Origin of the sequence: Pontibacillus litoralis JSM 072002, assembly GCF_000775615.1 — a bacterium.
Classification (GTDB): Bacteria; Bacillota; Bacilli; order Bacillales; family BH030062; genus Pontibacillus; species Pontibacillus litoralis.
Genome location: NZ_AVPG01000006.1, coordinates 1 through 18,686, shown reverse-complemented (window position 1 = coordinate 18,686; position 18,686 = coordinate 1). Strand labels below are relative to the sequence as shown.

At 36.8% G+C, this 18,686-nt stretch carries 19 protein-coding genes; 6 read left to right on the top strand and 13 right to left on the bottom strand.

Going from position 1 to position 18,686, the window contains the following annotated elements; genetic code table 11:
* Positions 1–33 precede the first annotated feature (33 nt).
* Together N784_RS05815 and uvsE are read right to left on the bottom strand one after the other, a co-directional pair.
* The gene (locus N784_RS05815; protein ID WP_036833255.1) at positions 34–891 is read right to left on the bottom strand and encodes a formate/nitrite transporter family protein; all 858 of its coding nucleotides are present in this window, start codon (positions 889–891) and stop codon (positions 34–36) included.
* Positions 892–944: 53 nt separating this feature from the next.
* Positions 945–1,910, bottom strand: a complete 966-nt coding sequence (gene uvsE, locus N784_RS05810) for a UV DNA damage repair endonuclease UvsE (RefSeq protein ID WP_084600148.1) — start codon at positions 1,908–1,910, stop codon at positions 945–947.
* Between the two features lie 135 nt (positions 1,911–2,045).
* On the opposite strand from uvsE, the gene N784_RS05805 reads away from it, so the two are divergent.
* Entirely contained in the window at positions 2,046–3,134 is a 1,089-nt protein-coding gene (locus N784_RS05805; RefSeq protein WP_036833254.1) for a nitric oxide synthase oxygenase, read from the top strand.
* Between the two features lie 163 nt (positions 3,135–3,297).
* Here N784_RS05805 and N784_RS16570 read toward each other — a convergent pair whose 3' ends face one another.
* Positions 3,298–3,435: a hypothetical protein gene (locus N784_RS16570; protein ID WP_156965187.1), complete on the bottom strand. Its 138-nt coding sequence runs from the start codon at positions 3,433–3,435 to the stop codon at positions 3,298–3,300.
* Positions 3,436–3,598: 163 nt separating this feature from the next.
* Here N784_RS16570 and adh point away from each other — a divergent pair, with 163 nt between their 5' ends.
* Positions 3,599–5,119 (top strand): aldehyde dehydrogenase, encoded by a 1,521-nt coding sequence (gene adh, locus N784_RS05800; RefSeq protein ID WP_036833252.1) that lies wholly within the window; start codon positions 3,599–3,601, stop codon positions 5,117–5,119.
* 2 nt (positions 5,120–5,121) lie between these two features.
* Positions 5,122–5,454, top strand: coding sequence for a DUF779 domain-containing protein (locus N784_RS05795; protein ID WP_036833251.1), 333 nt, complete (start codon positions 5,122–5,124; stop codon positions 5,452–5,454).
* A 50-nt stretch (positions 5,455–5,504) separates the two neighbouring features.
* On the opposite strand, the gene N784_RS05790 is transcribed toward N784_RS05795, so the two are convergent.
* The 9 genes from N784_RS05790 to N784_RS05750 form a co-directional block, all read right to left on the bottom strand.
* Positions 5,505–5,687, bottom strand: a complete 183-nt coding sequence (locus N784_RS05790) for a YfhD family protein (protein ID WP_036833250.1) — start codon at positions 5,685–5,687, stop codon at positions 5,505–5,507.
* A gap of 113 nt (positions 5,688–5,800) precedes the next feature.
* A complete protein-coding gene (locus N784_RS05785) occupies positions 5,801–6,622 on the bottom strand; it encodes a LysM peptidoglycan-binding and 3D domain-containing protein (RefSeq protein WP_036833249.1) in 822 nt (273 codons plus the stop codon).
* 167 nt (positions 6,623–6,789) lie between these two features.
* Complete coding sequence (gene panF / locus N784_RS05780; protein ID WP_036833248.1) at positions 6,790–8,226, bottom strand: sodium/pantothenate symporter; 1,437 nt, start codon at positions 8,224–8,226, stop codon at positions 6,790–6,792.
* Positions 8,223–8,495 (bottom strand): YhdT family protein, encoded by a 273-nt coding sequence (locus tag N784_RS05775; RefSeq protein WP_036833246.1) that lies wholly within the window; start codon positions 8,493–8,495, stop codon positions 8,223–8,225. Before N784_RS05775 ends, panF begins: the two co-directional genes overlap by 4 nt.
* Before the next feature lie 58 nt (positions 8,496–8,553).
* Positions 8,554–10,350 (bottom strand): ATP-binding protein, encoded by a 1,797-nt coding sequence (locus N784_RS05770; RefSeq protein ID WP_036833244.1) that lies wholly within the window; start codon positions 10,348–10,350, stop codon positions 8,554–8,556.
* A 135-nt stretch (positions 10,351–10,485) separates the two neighbouring features.
* Positions 10,486–12,102, bottom strand: a complete 1,617-nt coding sequence (locus tag N784_RS05765; RefSeq protein WP_036833243.1) for an ABC-F family ATP-binding cassette domain-containing protein — start codon at positions 12,100–12,102, stop codon at positions 10,486–10,488.
* 150 nt (positions 12,103–12,252) lie between these two features.
* Positions 12,253–13,035 carry a sulfite exporter TauE/SafE family protein gene (locus N784_RS05760; RefSeq protein WP_036833241.1) on the bottom strand — a complete coding sequence of 261 codons (783 nt, stop codon included), beginning with the start codon at positions 13,033–13,035 and terminating at the stop codon, positions 12,253–12,255.
* A gap of 59 nt (positions 13,036–13,094) precedes the next feature.
* Complete coding sequence (locus N784_RS05755) at positions 13,095–13,574, bottom strand: DsrE/DsrF/DrsH-like family protein (RefSeq protein WP_036833240.1); 480 nt, start codon at positions 13,572–13,574, stop codon at positions 13,095–13,097.
* 55 nt (positions 13,575–13,629) lie between these two features.
* Entirely contained in the window at positions 13,630–13,857 is a 228-nt protein-coding gene (locus N784_RS05750; protein WP_036833239.1) for a sulfurtransferase TusA family protein, read from the bottom strand.
* Between the two features lie 582 nt (positions 13,858–14,439).
* Here N784_RS05750 and N784_RS05745 point away from each other — a divergent pair.
* The 3 genes from N784_RS05745 to N784_RS05735 all read left to right on the top strand — a co-directional run bounded on the left by N784_RS05745 (position 14,440) and on the right by N784_RS05735 (position 17,501).
* Positions 14,440–15,348 (top strand): ATP-binding cassette domain-containing protein, encoded by a 909-nt coding sequence (locus N784_RS05745; RefSeq protein WP_036833238.1) that lies wholly within the window; start codon positions 14,440–14,442, stop codon positions 15,346–15,348.
* Positions 15,341–16,237, top strand: coding sequence for an ABC transporter permease subunit (locus N784_RS05740; RefSeq protein WP_036833237.1), 897 nt, complete (start codon positions 15,341–15,343; stop codon positions 16,235–16,237). The genes N784_RS05745 and N784_RS05740 overlap by 8 nt, the downstream gene beginning before the upstream one ends.
* A 190-nt stretch (positions 16,238–16,427) precedes the next feature.
* Positions 16,428–17,501 carry an NAD(P)/FAD-dependent oxidoreductase gene (locus N784_RS05735; RefSeq protein WP_036833236.1) on the top strand — a complete coding sequence of 358 codons (1,074 nt, stop codon included), beginning with the start codon at positions 16,428–16,430 and terminating at the stop codon, positions 17,499–17,501.
* Between the two features lie 54 nt (positions 17,502–17,555).
* Here the strand turns inward: N784_RS05735 and N784_RS05730 are convergent, their stop codons facing one another.
* Entirely contained in the window at positions 17,556–18,488 is a 933-nt protein-coding gene (locus tag N784_RS05730; RefSeq protein ID WP_036833235.1) for a c-type cytochrome, read from the bottom strand.
* Positions 18,489–18,686 lie beyond the last annotated feature (198 nt).

Below are 18,686 nucleotides of genomic sequence, written 5' to 3'. Positions count from 1 at the left end.
ATCCCCCTCCGTTTGATCACGGAGGGGGAAGGTTTAGTTACGAAGTGCTTTCTGAATATCTGTTTTATAAGCATAAGAAAATAAAAGGGAAACAAGAATGGCTCCACCCATAATATTACCGATACTAGCTGGAATTAAGTTGAAGAACAGCATTTCATACCAAGCATACGTAGAGTCCGATACTATGCCTAAGCTGAAGTAGCCCATATTCGCCGCACTGTGCTGAAAGTTTCCTGCAACAAATAATATAACAGGTAAGGTTGTCCCTAATATCTTTCCTGTTATATCACGAGCGGCTGTCGTTAAAAAAGCTGCCATTCCTATTAGCCAGTTAGCTAAAATACCAGAAACGATAATTTGAAAAGTCCCTTGTAACCCATTGTTCATAAACTTCATCTTATGATCAATATACATCGATAACTCTTGATAAAACGATGGTGATAAAGAACCAGACATTTTGATGAGTAACGCAACAAATATGGCTCCGATCATATTGCCGATATACGCTGAACACCAAAATGTTAATATATTTTTCACGTATACCTTTTTGGCATTGACCATATAGGTTGGTAATAACACATTTACTTCTGTAAACAAGACAGAACCCGAAATAAATACCATTGCATATGCGGAAGCGAATCCAAGACCAGACAATAAATAATAAATACCTTTTGCCTCGATTCCTAGCACTAACAAAATGGAAAAAGCCGCTCCATAAGTCATAAAAGCACCAGCAGTAAAAGCTAATACAAACTGTGAACTAAATGATTTCGATAAGTGGTCCCGTCCTTTGTAAACGAATTCACTAACAATTTGTGACGGAATATAAAATTGTCGGCTAGGTTTTTGCCTCGTGTCTTCATTGCTAAATTGATGATGTTTAGACTGCATATATATCCCTCCACCTAATTTTTACCCAAATCTATTTAAGACTAATCAGGAATTTATCTTAAGGTAATATTGGATGGATCATCTTTATCAATAGCATTATTCATTGCTAATTCACGCATCAGCTGAAATAGTGCTTCATCTTTTTGTTTCGCTTCAATCATACAGTCGATTTGTTCTGCTGAGCCTTTCGTTTGCATCATGAATTGCATGAAGGTTTGCACGTTGATATAATCTGCATGGCTGCGGAACTGTTTATTACTTCTAGGGCTAGATAGATGCATTTTTATCGGTAAAGGACTATGCCGCCATGTGTTTACAATGTGTGGCCAGTACTGCTGCCAATCTTTGTCGGTATGATTAGCTAAATGATGATGTAGATCAAATACGAAAGGAATACCTAATTTTTCTGTGATATACAAGCAGTTTTCAACATGAAAGGTCGTATCGTCATTTTCTAACATAATCATTTGTTGAATTTGTGGAGGTACGTAAGCCCAATTGTGAATAAATCGTTCTAAAGATTTCTCCTTATTTTGATAAGATCCGCCAATATGTAATACGCAACGATGGGCTGGATCGATACCCATTGCTTTTAATAACCGATAATGATAGCGCAATACGTGTAATGACTGAAGTAACTTTTCTTTATCAGGCGTGTTCAACACAACAAAGTGATCTGGATGAAAATCAATTCTCATGTTGTGCTGTTTTGCATAATTACCTATGCTGACTAAATGTTCTTGCAATGGGGCTATATAATTCCAATCCTCCAATGATTTATGGGTTGCAAGTGGGATTAGTTTCGAACTCATACGGTAAAAGGAAATATTATACGCACGATTGTGTTTCAATATACGAAGGGTGTTATGGAGATTGGCCGCGGCGACACGTTCTAATTTCTTTATGCCCGCTTCTCTGTTTGAAATTTGCTCAAATTGTTTCCACGTCATGGTTTGTGAAGGGGAAGATTGATGGACATGTTGACTCATTGCTACATAACCTAATCGATACTTTGTCAATTTAGCTCACCAACTTGATTATTTAGTAATACGTATTTTTATCACTGCTGCCACATTCTATTCAAAGCTACCGTCATATACGCCGAATCAAAATGTGGTACAATAGTCCATGCGTTGGTTATTGGAGGTTAAGCAATGAATAGAGATAGGATACATCAAGCGGAACAATTTATAACGACTTGCTATCGTGAATTAAAGAAATCTGAACATACATTAAATATTCGCTTAGAAGAAGTAAAAAAGTCCATTGCGGAAACGGGTTTTTATGAACATACGACGGAAGAATTAACTCATGGAGCGAAAATGGCCTGGCGAAACAGCAACAAATGTATTGGACGTTTGTTTTGGAATAGCCTAACCGTTTTTGACTATCGTTCTGCATGTACTGCAGATGAAGTATATCATGCTCTAGTAGATCACGTGAACTATGCAACAAATAATGGAAAAATCCGACCTGCCATATCTATTTTCAAACCGTCACATAAAGACGATTCCATTCGAATTTGGAATCATCAATTGATTCGTTACGCAGGATATGAAACATCACAAGGAGTTATAGGTGATCCTGACTCCCTTTCCTTTACCACCGAATGTCAACGATTAGGGTGGAAAGGAAATGATACTCCTTTTGATATTCTCCCTTGGGTCATTCAAATTGGAGAGAACGATCCAGTTTGGTTTGAAGTACCTCAAGATATCGTCTTAGAGGTTCCTATAAAGCATCCCAATTTACCATGGTTCGAGGCGTTAAAGCTTAAGTGGTATGCTGTTCCTCTCCTTTCTGACATGAAGTTGGAAATTGGTGGAATCGAGTATAAAGCTGCTCCTTTCAACGGATGGTATATGGAAACTGAAATTGGTGCTCGGAATTTAGCTGATGACTTTCGGTACAACCTTCTCCCCGTCATTGCGGAGAAAATGGGATTAGATACAAAGAGAAATAGCTCGCTTTGGAAAGACCGTGCCTTAATCGAGTTAAATACGGCTGTGATTCACTCTTACAAAAAAGTCGGAGTTAGTATTGTTGATCATCATACTGCTGCCGATCAGTTTCAGTTGTTTGAACAACAAGAGCATCAATGCGGAAGACAATTGACAGGAGACTGGGTTTGGCTGAACCCACCTGTATCCCCGGCTACTACGCATATCTTTCACCAAGAATATGATAATACGATTCACTCGCCTAATTACTTTTATCAAGATAAACCATATTCGTGCATGTAGTATCGTGATATGCAACGAAAAAAGTCCAATTTCTCCATTATTAAAGTGAGAAATTGGACTTTTTCATAGTTACAAAACCACACTTTCCTGACGCTACTCCGCTTCGTCAATTGAGGCAGAAGGTGTAATCCTACTGCCGTTGTCTATACAAGGTTCGTTATGTTTATTGATTGTTATTACGATTGGCTTTTTGTTGGTTACGCTGTTGTCCTTGTTGCTGTGGGTTCATTTCTTCAGCAAATTCTACGTCTCTTTTCTGTTTTTCTGGTTTGTTGTTTTTTGCCTGATTTCGTTTAGCCATTTGTCATACTCCTTTTATGCTAAGTATAGTCTTGCATTTATAACATGTACTTTTGTAAAAAATATATACTTATTCATCATCCTTTTTTCTTGCTTGTAATAGTTAGAAAATTTAGAATATAAGTGAGGTTTGTTACAAGTTACAATATTGAGGAGGAATGTACATGATTTATGCTAATCCAGGAGAAATTGGTTCGAAGGTAACGTTTAAACAAAGATACGATAATTTCATCGGTGGAGAATGGGTAAAGCCTGTTAAAGGAGAATATTTAGAAAATGTTAGCCCTGTAAGTGGACAAGTCTTTTGTGAAGTCGCTCGCTCATCGAAAGAAGACATTGAATTAGCCTTAGATGCCGCCCATAAAGCGAAAGATGATTGGGGGAAGACGTCAGCAGCAGAACGTTCCCTATTACTGAATAAAATTTCCGATCGTTTAGAGGAAAACTTAGAGACTTTAGCTGTTGCAGAAACGTGGGACAACGGAAAGTCTGTACGGGAAACGCTTGCTGCAGATATTCCACTAGTTATTGATCATTTCCGCTACTTTGCAGGTTGTATTCGTGCTGAAGAAGGTTCCATTAGCCAAGTGGATAACGACACAGTAGCCTATCATTTTCAAGAACCTTTAGGGGTTGTTGGACAAATAATCCCTTGGAACTTCCCTATTTTAATGGCTACTTGGAAACTAGCACCTGCTTTAGCTGCTGGAAATTGTGTCGTGTTAAAACCAGCAGAGCAAACTCCTGCTTCTATTATGGTTGTTGTAGAGCTTATTCAAGACATTCTTCCTCCTGGTGTCCTTAACGTTGTCAATGGTCTCGGCGTAGAAGCAGGGAAACCACTTGCCTCCAATGAACGTATTGCAAAAGTAGCTTTTACTGGGGAAACGACAACTGGAAGAATGATTATGCAGTATGCTTCGCAAAATATTATCCCTGTGACGTTAGAGTTAGGAGGAAAATCACCTAACATTTTCTTTCCAGATGTAATGGATCAAGATGATGCATTTTTAGATAAAGCGATAGAAGGATTCGTCTTATTCGCCTTAAACCAAGGAGAAGTGTGTACATGCCCTTCACGTGCCCTTATCCATGAATCTATTTATGACGCATTCATGGAACGTGCTATAGAGCGAGTGAAACAAATTAAACAAGGAAATCCGCTAGATACAGAAACGATGATTGGTGCTCAAGCCTCTAACGAACAATTGGAAAAAATAATGTCCTATCTTGCTATTGGTAAGGAAGAAGGAGCGGAGTGCTTAATTGGTGGCAAGCGTAACGTATTAGATGGGGAGTTAAGCAATGGTTATTACGTTGAGCCGACTATATTTAAAGGTACAAATAACATGAGAATCTTCCAGGAAGAGATTTTCGGTCCTGTTGTCTCTGTAACAACATTTAGCAATGAAGAAGAAGCCTTGGAAATTGCAAATCATACATTATACGGTTTAGGTGCTGGTGTATGGACACGCAATATGAACACAGCCTATCGTTTCGGTCGTAACATTGAAGCTGGGCGTGTTTGGACGAACTGCTACCACGTTTATCCTGCCCATGCTGCTTTTGGCGGATATAAAATGTCAGGAATTGGCCGTGAAAACCATAAAATGATGCTCTCTCACTATCAACAAACGAAAAATTTACTCGTTAGTTACAATGAAGATAAATTAGGACTGTTTTAAATATGGATAAAGTTACTGCGACGAATGATGCTCTACAATTAATTGACAACTTATATGCAAAGCATGGTCCACTTTTGTTTCATCAATCTGGAGGATGTTGTGATGGTAGTTCTCCTATGTGTTATGCACAAGATGATTTTATCGTAGGTGATGCCGATGTGTATTTAGGTCATATTGGGGGGTGTCCATTCTATATGCATCGTAAACAGTACGAATACTGGCAACACACGCAGCTGATCATCGATGTTGTGGAAGGTCGTGGTGGCATGTTCTCATTAGAAGGTCCCGAAGGTGTTCGTTTTTTTACGCGCTCGCGAGTGTTTAAAGATTATTAAAATGTTTCAGGCTATGGTAGTTGCTCCATAGCCTGATTTTATCTTTCCGTCTATTCTCCTTTTACACGTTTGGTCGCTTCATTTGCTCGTTGTTTAGCTTCTTGGTCATTAGGATCAGCAAATTCTTCCGCATATTCGACATCCATCCCATCACGCGTAACGTCTTTATCAGGTGTTTGCGACAACTTTGCATCTTGCTTCGCTTTATTCTGCTTACTTTGCCCTCTTGTCATCCTTCATTCTCCTTTCCTTGTGGTGTCCCTTTATTTAGGATGGATGATGCTTGTCATTTTATACATCAAAAAAACCGCCCCTTTTTATAAAGAGGCGGTTCATCCCATATAAATTAATTTAAAACTTTAACGGTTACTGTACGATTTCCCCATTGCAACGCTTTGCTTCGATCAGGGAAGAAGACATCGATTTTATTTCCTTTAATACTACCACCAACATCTCCGGCAATTGCTTCCCCATAACCTTCTACATATACTTTTGATCCTAACGGGATGACACTAGGGTCTACAGCAATTACTTTTTGGTTTGGATTTTCTTTCAGGTTAATGCCTGTTGACGTAATTCCAGAACAACCGTTGCACTCAGCAGTATAAGCAGTGGAAGATACTTCTATCATTTTTGCAGATGCTGCTTGCTTATTTTGTATTGGCTGTGCTGTTTCCACTTTTGTTTTTGTTTGTTTAGATTGCTCTTTCTTTACTTCTTGTTTCGGTGCTGGCTCTTTCTTCTCTGCTTTCACTGTTGCTTGCGCTTCTACTGGATTAGATGAAACAGCTTTTGCCCCATTTAGTGTTAATTGTTGTCCTGCTCGAATGATATCTGAATGTAATCCATTCCATTCTTTTAATTCGTGTACAGATATTCCTTGACGATGAGCAATTTCCCATAGCGTGTCACCTGATTGAACTGTATACACAGCTGCATTTGTTTGTGGTTTTGCTGCTGTAGAAATGGATAATTGCATATTTGGATAAATGATATTGCTTGTTAAGTTATTCCAATCTTTAATGTCTTGAACGGATACGTTATGTGCTCTGGATAGATCCCAAAGTGTATCTCCTGTAGTTACGGATACTTCTTCTGCATGAGCAGCTGATGCAAAAGCGCCTGAAAAGCCTGCAACTGCTACTAATGACATGATTGTTTTCTTCATATATATGCCTCCTATGTACGTGCAACTTAATCTATGTATTACTATAACAGATAACAATCGTATGCAAAGAACAAGGAGGTAACATTATCATTTCATTCATAACAGTTATATAACAAATTCATTACAAAGAAAAAGCTACCTATACTAGATAGCTTTTATCATAAAGATTATAGATGCGCTTGTTTCGGATTTGTCGATAAACTAACTAGCACATACACGACAAACGTTAACACAACAGGTAAAACGACTGGATGAACCGGTAATGATGAACTATAAAAGACATCTACAACTACATAAGAAACAATCCCTGTTACCATAGACGCAATCGCACCGTACTGATTTCCTTTTGACCAATACAATCCTAAGACGACTGGCCAAATAAACGCTGCTTCAAGTCCACCAAAAGCATATAAGTTCAGCCATATTAGCAATTCAGGAGGTTGTAAAGCAAATAAAAATACCAAGATGCCTAGCGTAGCAGTTACTCCAAAGCTTAGTTTTTTAATTTTTTCGTTTGTAGCCGATGGATTTACATAATTTATATACACATCCTTCACTATTGCAGAGCTGACGATAAGTAATAAGGAATCGACAGTGGACATGATTGCTGCCATAGGAGCTGCTAACACAATGCCTGCCAACCACGGTGGGAGCACGTGCTGAGCTATTGTAGGCATGACCATATCTGCATTATCAATATTAGGCAAAATAGGTTTGGCGAATACACCGACTAAATGCATATTCAGCATAATGACTCCTACAACAATGGTTCCAATGATAATAGCTCGATGCATCGCTTTGGAGCTTTTATAAGACATCGCTCGTACCGTAACGTGTGGCAAGCCGACGACACCAACACCAACTAAGATCCAAAAGGAAGAAACGTAGGCAGGACTTAAATCACCGTTTGCCCCATAAGGAGTAATCATGTTAGGGTTTAGTCTTACTAAGTCTTCCATTATATTATTTACACCACCACCAGCAATGATTGTGGCAATTAATAGAATAAGTGTCCCAAAGAACATTACTACCCCTTGTACAGTATCTGTTAAGGCAACTGCTTTAAAGCCGCCTATGACAACATACACTAGAACTGCAATAGCAAATAGAAATAAAGCACTCGTATAGGATAGCCCTGTTAAAGATTCAATTAATCGTGCACCACCCACCCATTGAGCGGCCATCGCAGAAAATAAAAAAACAACGATAGTGAACGCTCCAAGTAGGACAACCCATTTATTGTTGTTATATCGAACTTTTAAAAAGTCAATCAACGTAATGGCGTTGTATTTGCGGGCAATGATTGCAAATCGCTTACCTAGTACCATTAATACAAAATAGCCTGTCACGACTTGAGACATGGCAAGTAATACCCAGCCAAGTCCTTGATTGTATGCAAGGCCAGGACCACCAATAAAACTACTTGCACTACCATAAGTAGCAGTCATCGTCATCGCAAGAATAAAGCCACCAAGTTGTCGTCCACCTAAAAAATACTCTTGCAAGAAACTTTCAGACGTTTGTACACTTTTACTAGCCCAAAAGCCAACAGCGAAAATAATACATAAAAAAAGGAATAATACAATGGTTACAGTAATATTCACCGTTGCTCACCTTCTTCATCTAACGGTACATCGACAAATATCCATTTCACGCAAGCAACCACTAGCAAAACGATTATAACAAAACCTACGATACAACTATAAAAAAACCAAGCAGGAAATCCTAAAATATATGTGTATTCTCCCGGATTCTCCCCTCCTAATCCGTATGCAAATCCGAACCACCAAATAAAATGAATGATAGCTAATACTACCCCAATTCGCGCTTCACGATTTGCAATTGCAAACCTTCTATCTTTCGGTTGTTTCATTATGACCAATCCCTTATTATAAGTTCTACTCAATAGTAAGAAAGATAGCCACTGACGATTAGTGGCTATCTCCTTTCTCTATCTGTTTCATTGGCAGTGTGATGGTAAACGTTGTACCTTTATTTACTTCGCTTTCCACATTTATCTGCCCACTATGTGATTCAATTATTTTAAAGCTCATCATTAAACCTAACCCATTTCCATCTTTTTTCGTTGTAAAAAATGGTTCACCAATCTTTTTTAATTTATCTGGTGAAATACCGATTCCTGTATCAGAAATGGTAATCGTAATGGCGCTTAGCGTATGAGTAACACGTACGTTTACTTCCCCGTTTTTAGGAGTAGCTTCAATCCCGTTCTTCACAAAGTTTAAGATAACTTGCTTAATACGATCTTCGTCACAGTCTAACACAATGTAATCCGTATCTGCTTGAAATGAAAGGGAAACTTTGTGCTTTTTAGCGTGAAATTCTAACAAGGACATGACATTATGAATAATCGTAATAATATTATGCTCTTTTAGCTCTATGTTCTTTGGTTTTGCTAGCACCATAAAGTCTTCTACAATCGTATCTACACGTTCAATTTCATCGATAATAATGGACAGAAATTCTTGTCGTTCTGAAACGGTTTCATCTAGTTGAAGAAATTCTGCATAGCCTCTCATAGATGTAAGAGGATTACGAATTTCATGAGCAAATCCTGCAGCTAGCTGTCCAACTGCAGCTAGTTTATCTTGACGGTGCAAAATTTCTTCTGTTTTCTTTCTTTCTGTAATATCGTTACGAATAGCCAAGTACTGATATGGTTTTCCTTTTTCCGTCAAGAAAGGAACAATCGTAGTATCTACCCAATAATAAGAACCGTCTTTCGCTTTATTACGAATTTCACCTCTCCAGATGTGTCCAGTGCCAATTGTGCGCCATAGTTCTTTAAAGAATGCTTTAGAATGGTAACCAGAATTTAAGATTCGATGGTCTTTTCCTAAAATTTCATGCTCTTCATATTGAGAAATTTCGACAAATTTATCATTCACATACGTAATTAGTCCTTTTGCATCCGTAATCGCTACAATCGATGAAGCATCTAACGCATGCTTAAAGTCATTTAAATACGTATCACTTGTAAACAACCGATTATTAATGAATGTACTAGACCCTAATAAACCAGCGGTAATTAATATTGTAATAAATAGGACTAAGTAGAGAATGAATGATTCCTGTGATGACTGAATAGGTATGTTAATATCTGATATGCCGTATGATGTCGAAGCTTTTGTTAACAAAAAGTATCCTTCTACAATAGCGGCTGTCATGATAATAGCTGTCATTGGTTTTAACCATAAATGCGCCCGTTGTATATCCTTTTGGTATGAGAATACAACCCAAAGGGAGAAAAGAAATGACATATAGATCAATAATAGTGACAAACTTAATACGACGACATCATACGCAATACTTAAGTTTAACGTGTACATACCTATTACATGTGTTGCAAAGACAGCAAAAGTAAGAAACAAACTCGTTAACATAATTCTTTTAAATGGTGCTCGCATATTGTAGATAAAATTAAATGCTATTCCAGTGAAAGATATGCTTAACAAAATAGATAATATCGTTAAAAGCATCTGGTTATCCTTAATGCCATACATATCTAAAGCAAGCATTGTTAGAAAGTTCATCACCCATATTCCTATTCCCATGGAGGTTATACCACCTAAGAATAATAAGCGATTATGCTTTTCCGTAGCATTCATTAACGTAAATAGATCCAAAGAAGTGTAAGTCGTCATTAACGTTAATAAAATAGCAATAAAAATAAGAATCGGACTATAGGATTCAATAATTGCTTCCACCCATGTTCCCCCTCAATCATGTACATATGTATATGAATGGTTTAAATAACTTGCACACTATCCTATGAGAACAAAAAGAGAAGGGCATTTCCCCCTCCTCTTCATGTTCAAGTGAAATGTGCTTAGATTTTTTACTTAAGAAAGTTGTTTTCTCATTTTGTCAATTTCTGGATCATTAACATATTCGTCATACGTCATATACTTATCAATTATACCATTCGGCAAGATTTCAATAATGCGATTCGCAACGGTATCAACGAACTGATGATCATGAGAAGAGAAAATAATGGAACCTTTAAAATTAATAAGCCCTTCGTTTAGCGCAGTAATCGATTCAAGATCTAGGTGGTTCGTTGGTTCATCAAGTAAAATGACATTTGCTCCACTTAGCATCATTTTCGATAACATACAACGTACTTTTTCTCCACCTGATAAGACGTTTGCTTTCTTTTTCACTTCTTCACCTGAGAATAACATGCGCCCTAGGAAGCTGCGCAGAAATGTCTCTGTTTCATCTTCTGGAGAGTATTGGCGTAACCATTCTACCAAGTTCAATTCATTGTTCTCAAAGAATGCTGAATTGTCTTTAGGGAAATAACTTTGAGAAGTAGTGACTCCCCACTTATATGTTCCTTCATCCGGTGCCATTTCATCCATCAAGATTTTAAATAGTGCTGTTTTAGCGATTTCATTACTACCGACGAACGCTACCTTATCATCTTTATTTAATGTGAAAGATAGGTTATTTAATACTTTCTCTCCATCAATCGTTTTGGATAGGTCTTTTACTTCTAGCAAGTCATTACCAATTTCACGGCTTGGCTTAAATGCGATATATGGGTAGCGACGAGTAGATGGTTGAATGTCATCTAATGTAATTTTATCTAACAATTTCTTACGAGAAGTTGCTTGTTTTGATTTCGATTTGTTCGCACTAAATCGTTGAATAAATTCTTTCAGCTCCGCAGCTTTTTGTTCTTTTTTCTTATTCTCTTCCTTAGCTAATCTTTGAGCTAATTGGCTTGATTCATACCAGAAATCATAGTTACCGACGTAAATTTGGATTTTCCCGAAATCAAGGTCAGCAATATGTGTACATACGCTATTTAAAAAGTGACGGTCGTGAGAAACAACGATGACCGTTCCCTCAAAGTTAATTAAGAACTCTTCTAACCATTGAATGGCGCGTATGTCTAGGTGGTTGGTAGGCTCATCTAGTAGTAGTACATCTGGATTACCAAATAACGCTTGTGCAAGTAATACTTTCACCTTTTCAGCACCCGTTAAATCAGCCATTTTCTTTGAATGAAGTGCTTCTTCGATGCCAAGTCCTGTTAATAGACGCGCCGCATCAGATTCCGCTTCCCAACCGTTCATTTCTGCAAATTCACCTTCAAGTTCAGCAGCACGCATACCATCTTCTTCTGTGAAATCTGCTTTCATGTAGATAGCATCTTTCTCTTGCATGACTTCATATAGGCGCTGATGCCCCATCATGACAACTTGAAGTACTACTTCCTCCTCATATTCGAAATGATTCTGTTTTAAAACTGCCATACGATGATCGGACTTTAATGATACTTCACCTGTTTGCGCTTCAATTTCACCAGATAATATTTTTAAAAATGTTGACTTACCAGCTCCGTTAGCACCGATAAGACCGTAACAATTACCAGAAGTGAATTTTATATTAACGTCTTCAAATAACTTCTGATCGCCGAAGCGAAGACTTACATTTGTAGCCTGTAGCATAGTTTATGATCCTCCATTTTTATATAATACCAACTGAAATTATATCATTCTCCATATGATATGAATAGTCCTTCAGTAAAAAAGCTAATTCACTAGCATATAAAAAAATCTGCTCTCTACTTACTTAGCAGAAAACAGATTTATTCACCGTTATAGATTGAAGTAATCAGTCCATATTTTTAACGCGCTAGCTAGAATAAGTATCGCTAATATCCACTGAAGTGCTTTCGTGTTAATTCGTTTTCCTGCATTCGCCCCTAATGGAGAAGCAATTAAACTGGCTACAATCATAACCACCGCTGGGCCAAACAATACTTGACCTGTAGCCACTTTTCCTACGGTTGTTCCGATGGAGGAAATAAACGTAATTGCAAGTGAACTAGCAATTGTCATTCTCGTTGGAATCTTTAATACAACTAACATAATTGGAACTAAAATGAATGCACCGGCTGCCCCTACAATTCCAGCACCAATGCCTGTTATAAATGCCAATCCGCTTGCTAGTGGCTTATTAAATGTAACTTGCGATAAAGCTTGATCTTCTAGCCCTTTCTTAGGAACAAACATCATTACAGCTGCTAGCGTTGCTAAAATGGCATAGACAAAATTGACAGTGCTATCTGCTAGAAGCGTTGACCCATATCCACCAATGAAACTACCGATTAAAATGCTAGTTCCCATATAGAGGATGAGAGATTTATTTAAATAGCCGCCTTTACGATACGCCCAAACGCCACCAATCGTAGCAAAGAAGACTTGTACCGCACTGATACCCGCTACTTCATGCGCAGTAAATGCTGTAAAGCCTAATAGCGGTGGAATATATAATAACATTGGATACTTTACAATGGATCCCCCAATTCCGACCATGCCAGAAATGAATGATCCAATAAAACCAATGAGGAAAATCGTTAATATAAACATGAAATCCATACAAACTTACCCCCTTACCAAACGGATAAGAAGGATACACGATGTACCCTTCTTATTTATTAAATAAATAAACTGACATTTCCATCTTCTGCTTCACCTAGATAAGCAGCAACGCCAGCATAGGTGATATCATCTAATAATTCTTCCTTTTTAAACCCTAATAAGTCGACGGTCATCTGACAAGCTACTAAGTTCACGTCTTGCATTTGCGCCATTTCAATTAATTCTGGCACTGTACTCGTATTGTGCTTTTTCATTACTTTTTTGATCATCTTTGGTCCTAATCCAGCCATGTTCATGTTAGATAACCCCATTTTATCAGCACCACGAGGCATCATTTTACCGAACATTTTTTCTAGCATTCCTTTTTGCGCTTCTACTTTCCCATCTTTACGTAAAGCATTTAATCCCCAAAACGTATGAAAGACGGTCACTTTATGGTCGTAAGCAGCTGCGCCATTTGCAATAATATAAGCTGCCATCGCTTTATCATAATCGCCACTAAATAAAATAATGTTCGTAGATTTACTCTCTGTCATCGAATTCCTCCTTCTCTTTAATACTCATGCGGGTATAGATCAAGATAAAAAAATATTATCCTTTTTGAATCCAGAAAGTAAAAACGTCATTTTCTTCTTTTTCATCAAGTAATGCATGGCCCTGTGATTTTGCCCAAGCTGTTAAGTCTGCTTTCGCTCCAGCATCTGTTGTAACAACTTCTAACACGTCTTGTGTTTGTAATTCTTTAATTGCTTTTTTCGTTTGCACAATTGGCATTGGACATGCTAATCCTTTTACGTCTATTGATTTAGTTACATTCATGGTAATTCCTCCTGAAAAGTTTAAAGTTAAAATACCTATAAGGGTATATTACAACGTATAGTAAAATTCGTCAACCCCTAGGGGTAATATCAATTTGTTTTCTTGTGGTAGGAAACTAAATTGTAAAAAGAGTGTAAAAATACAAATTTTATGAATAATGTATGATATAATAAATTCACAACAAGACGTTTTTCATAATTTTTCCTTTAGAGGGAGATGATAGATTACGGTTATAGTAACGAGAAAAATAGTTGGAACTACAAATATAGTACAGTTGGTCAAACAAACCAAAGTGTTAACTTTAAAAGTGGTATCCCTACTCCATGGGGACATGCAGGAGGTTCACAATTCACAAGTCGAATTTTAACCAAAGTCTACCCAAATGGTACATCATCCGCACAATAATCGTAAATTCTTATAAAATATTGCTTGGGTTTGGTTATTACCAAATCCAAGCAATTGTATTCTTCATCGGAGTCTACCTTAAAATCACTTGGAATCAGTGTTTTCCTTATTTAGAACCTGCTTTGCGGAAAATAGTAACTACGCTGGGTTTTAACCCATTAAGAAAGGTGAGCATTTATGAGTAAACAAATTCTTAATGTAGATAATTTGAAACTAAGTTTTCAAAAACAGCCAATCTTAAAAAACATTTCCCTTTCTCTTAACTCACAAGATGTGTACGCATTAGTAGGAATTAATGGTTCGGGTAAAACAACATTTTTATCAATTATAGCCGGCCTACTTACTCCCGATGAGGGTAGTATCTTAATTAATGGTAAAAAAAATGACTCGAACCATGTTAGTATGGCCTTTCAACCAACATCCTTATACCCATATGTGACAGGGAAAGATAATATAGATTTATTGTCTCCAGATCCTAAAAAAGCATTAGATATATTAAAAAGGTTGAATAAGTCAAATTTAGAAATACTCTCTAAAAAAGTAAAAAAGATTTCCTTTGGTCAAAAGCAACGTTTAGGAATAGCAATTGCACTTTCTAAAAAAGCTAGTATTTATCTATTAGATGAACCTACTAATGGGCTTGATAGTTCTTCTTATAAAAGTTTAGTGAAAATTATTCAGGAAATGTCTATCGAAGGTTGTTGTTTTATATTAGCAAGTCATGAATGGGGGGTAATTGAGAAATGTTGTAATCGACTTGGAATGATATATAATGGAAAAATTAAAAAGGAATTAGATTTGTCCGATTATATGAATGGAGGTTCCCCACCAACTATTCAGCTAAAAACAACAACACCTATAAATATAGACCAACTATTGGAATTAGATGAAGTTACCAATGTAGACAGCCTTGATGCATGTACCTGGTATATAAAACTTCAATCTAAACAAGCCCTCGATTCTTTCCAGCAATCCTTAACTCTTAAGAATATATCTATTCAAGAATGGGCTAGGTTACACCCAGCAAAAGAATGGGAAATTCTTTATAATCATCTTAGCGAAGGAGGAGAGGAGCATAATGCTTAAATCATATACTAATGAATGTATGAAGCTTATTAAACACCCGGTAAGTATTTGGTCAATAGTGCTTTTTGGAATTTTTATAATCTATTCTTATATAAGTGTTGGTTTACATTTCCAAAGCTCTTTTACTTCCTTTATGGAAAATAGTTCTTTTAATGAACAAGAAACCATTGAATTCATTAAAGATTCCGATACTACTAATTCTCTTGCTGCAATGCTTTTTATTTTAAGTAAAAAAATGGTTATACCTTATTCACTGGCTTCAGTAAACGCATTAGGACCTATTCTTATTTCAATAGTTGGTGCTCTTATATTTGGCATAGAATACCGTCATTTTACTATTAGACAATTATGGATTAGTGGGATGACAAGATCGGAAGTTTTAATTGGCAAAGTTATGGGTATATTTACCTTTATCATTTTTTTTATTTTAGTATCGATAATTATTGGACTAACAGTTAGTTTTATTACCCCTGCTATTTTTAACTTACCAATGAATATAGTCTCGACAGAGTCTATACAACTAAACGATTATTTCCTGCAAATTTTAGGCACAATTTTAAGTTTGTTACTATGGGGAATATTCGCTGGATGTATTACCGTTATTAGTAAAAGTTTAATAACAGGAGTAATTATTGGATTTATCTATCCTACTATAGAATCGTCTATATTACATAGTTGGTCTTTTGGACAGTATTTCCCTTTATTTATTCAAAAATCAATGCTTCCAAATTTGTTTAGGGATACTGAAAATGGAGGAATTGTATCGTTTTACGATATGCCAGATATCTATACAGTAAATCAAAGTCTGTTATTTACCTTTTTTTATACATTAACTTTCATTTTTATTACCTTAATAGTATTAAAAAAACAAAGAATACCTATGCTTTAGATATGTAGGCGTACAGTGTATTCTGCGTTATGTAAGTATAAAATAAATCTATAACAAAAGCCAAGTCCCTTAACGTACAGGTTTTTGGCTTTTTCGTGTCGAACTTAGCTTAGCGTACAAAATTTCCGAAATGTTGGCGGTACCCCTGATAGTAACATACACTTAAATAAAGGGCGGAAGATACATTTATATGAAACAGCTTATTTTAATTGGAGCGGGTCACGCTCATTTACACATCATTCAGCAATGGATCAAACAACCGATTAAAAATGTGGCATTAACAGTTATTTCTCCTTCTCCATTTCATTATTATTCTGGCATGATGTCAGGTTATGCTGAGGGCATTTATAACGAAGAGGACATACGTATCGATGTGAAAGCACTGGTAGAGAAAGAGGGAGCGACTTTTCATCAGGAAGCTGTTATGTCCATTGATCCTCGGCAGAAGATACTGCTAACAGATAAAGGAAAGGTATTATCTTATGACGTCGTTTCCTTTAACATTGGTTCATTAACTGCACAAACTGATAGGCATGGGGTAAAACAATATGCATTACGAATCAAACCTAATTTTCACTTTACCAATATGATAGATAAGTTAAGAAACAGTAGAAGGCCTGTCATTGTTGGTGGTGATATGGAAGGTATAGAACTTGCTCTTGCCATTCAAGCTTGGAGAAGGAATCAACATTTATCAACACCTATTACACTTATTAATCGCTCTTCTTATATGATGAAAGCACATAAGCAATTACAGCATCGAATCAGGCAATACAACATTACCTTACAATTAAATGAGGAAATTGAAAAAGTGCATTCGAAAAAGTTAATTACAAAGGATGGTGAAAAAATCGACTATGATGAAGTGCTTTGGCTGACAGGACCACGAGCTCCAGAGTTATTTCGATTATCTCACTTGCCGACGGATGAATCGGGGTATTTACAAGTAACGTCTACTTTACAAGTAAAATCTTTTCCTTCCATATTTGGTGCAGGAGATTGTATAACATTAAGTGATTATCCTAATCTACCGAAAAATGAAGGACAAGTAGTAAAACAAGCACCTATACTATGGGAAAATATTAATGGATTTTTAACAAATGGTGAAGGAAGCCATTTTAAACCGAACAAACGATTTATATCGATTATGTCAACTGGGAACAAGCATGGTTTGTTTTTATACGGTTCGTTTATCCATCACAGTAAACTTGCTTGGAAAATTAAACACATTATCAATCAAACTTATATGAAGAAATTGAAATAATAAAAGCGTAGATTCTCGTCTTTCTTTTGAGAATCTACGCTTCGTTTGCATGTTTTATTGTTTTTCTGCAGGGATAATATTATCTATCTCTGTCCAATCGAATGTACCTTCACGAATTTGTTTACGTCTGTCTTGATCAATGATATCGGTTGGACGACCTCCCTTAGGCCAATCGGTTTCATGCCCTTCCCATATTGGTCTTTCGTGGGAGAGAATATAAGCGGCAAGATCGGCAGCTTCTTGGTCACTTAATTGTTCCCCTTCTCCTGGTGGCATATTATTTTGCAAATATCCCGCCATTTTCACCATTCTACTCATGCCAGCACCGTCATTAAAAGAATTGTCCCCCCATAACGCTGGGCCTGTATTTGTGCCTGTACCTGACCCATCTGCAGCATGACAGCTAATACAGCTTTTGCTTGTAAATAATTCTTCTCCCCGTTCTACATCTGGTTCAGGTATTTCTTTCATTGTATTTTTCATTCGCCAAGGAATATCTTCGCCTTCTTCAATACCTTGTGAAATATACTGTAAATAGGACATTAATGATCTCATTTCTTTACTATCCTCAGCTATTTCCTCGCCATTCATACTACGAACCATACACCCGTTAATGCGGTCTTCTAATGTGAATACAACCCCTTCCCTAGGGCGATACTGGGGAAATTGTGTTGTAACGCCTACCATGGAAGAATTTTGACTTAACCCACCGTTAGCATGACAGCTTTGACAAGACAAATCATTCCCTACTTGTTCCTCTAATACGACATTTGTTTCGTTAAATACTTGTTCCCCATATTTAATGTATTCTGTTTTTGGATCTTCCGGGTCTAAATCATCTAATGAAGGTGGATTATATGGAAGTTCTTCTTGTTGAGCATCATTTGTAGTTTGCTTCGATACTTCTTCGCTACTTTCTTCAGCACAAGCTGACAATAATAAAACAAAGCTAATTGCTACTAGCCACACCCATAATTTTCTACCCACTACTTACCCCTCCCAATAATGGTTTTCTTTCCTATCTTAATGATATCATTCAAACCCATTTGAAAGGCTCGTAGCAGAAAACGTTCACCTCAATGTCATTATTATCAGACAATATTTTGTCACAACCTTTGTTTACATAATCATATTATAGTCAATTTGTTTTTTGGAATCGAGTAGAGGGAAAAGTTAAGTAACTTT

Bases quoted from the DNA above. Each gene is read 5' to 3' on its own strand.
- N784_RS05815 (WP_036833255.1), bottom strand. From the start codon at position 891: ATGCAGTCTAAACATCATCAATTTAGCAATGAAGACACGAGGCAAAAA.
- N784_RS05805 (WP_036833254.1), top strand. From the start codon at position 2,046: ATGAATAGAGATAGGATACATCAAGCGGAACAATTTATAACGACTTGC.
- N784_RS16570 (WP_156965187.1), bottom strand. From the start codon at position 3,435: ATGGCTAAACGAAATCAGGCAAAAAACAACAAACCAGAAAAACAGAAA.
- adh (WP_036833252.1), top strand. From the start codon at position 3,599: ATGATTTATGCTAATCCAGGAGAAATTGGTTCGAAGGTAACGTTTAAA.
- N784_RS05795 (WP_036833251.1), top strand. From the start codon at position 5,122: ATGGATAAAGTTACTGCGACGAATGATGCTCTACAATTAATTGACAAC.
- N784_RS05790 (WP_036833250.1), bottom strand. From the start codon at position 5,687: ATGACAAGAGGGCAAAGTAAGCAGAATAAAGCGAAGCAAGATGCAAAG.
- N784_RS05785 (WP_036833249.1), bottom strand. From the start codon at position 6,622: ATGAAGAAAACAATCATGTCATTAGTAGCAGTTGCAGGCTTTTCAGGC.
- N784_RS05775 (WP_036833246.1), bottom strand. From the start codon at position 8,495: ATGAAACAACCGAAAGATAGAAGGTTTGCAATTGCAAATCGTGAAGCG.
- N784_RS05765 (WP_036833243.1), bottom strand. From the start codon at position 12,102: ATGCTACAGGCTACAAATGTAAGTCTTCGCTTCGGCGATCAGAAGTTA.
- N784_RS05760 (WP_036833241.1), bottom strand. From the start codon at position 13,035: ATGGATTTCATGTTTATATTAACGATTTTCCTCATTGGTTTTATTGGA.
- N784_RS05755 (WP_036833240.1), bottom strand. From the start codon at position 13,574: ATGACAGAGAGTAAATCTACGAACATTATTTTATTTAGTGGCGATTAT.
- N784_RS05750 (WP_036833239.1), bottom strand. From the start codon at position 13,857: ATGAATGTAACTAAATCAATAGACGTAAAAGGATTAGCATGTCCAATG.
- N784_RS05745 (WP_036833238.1), top strand. From the start codon at position 14,440: ATGAGTAAACAAATTCTTAATGTAGATAATTTGAAACTAAGTTTTCAA.
- N784_RS05740 (WP_036833237.1), top strand. From the start codon at position 15,341: ATGCTTAAATCATATACTAATGAATGTATGAAGCTTATTAAACACCCG.
- N784_RS05735 (WP_036833236.1), top strand. From the start codon at position 16,428: ATGAAACAGCTTATTTTAATTGGAGCGGGTCACGCTCATTTACACATC.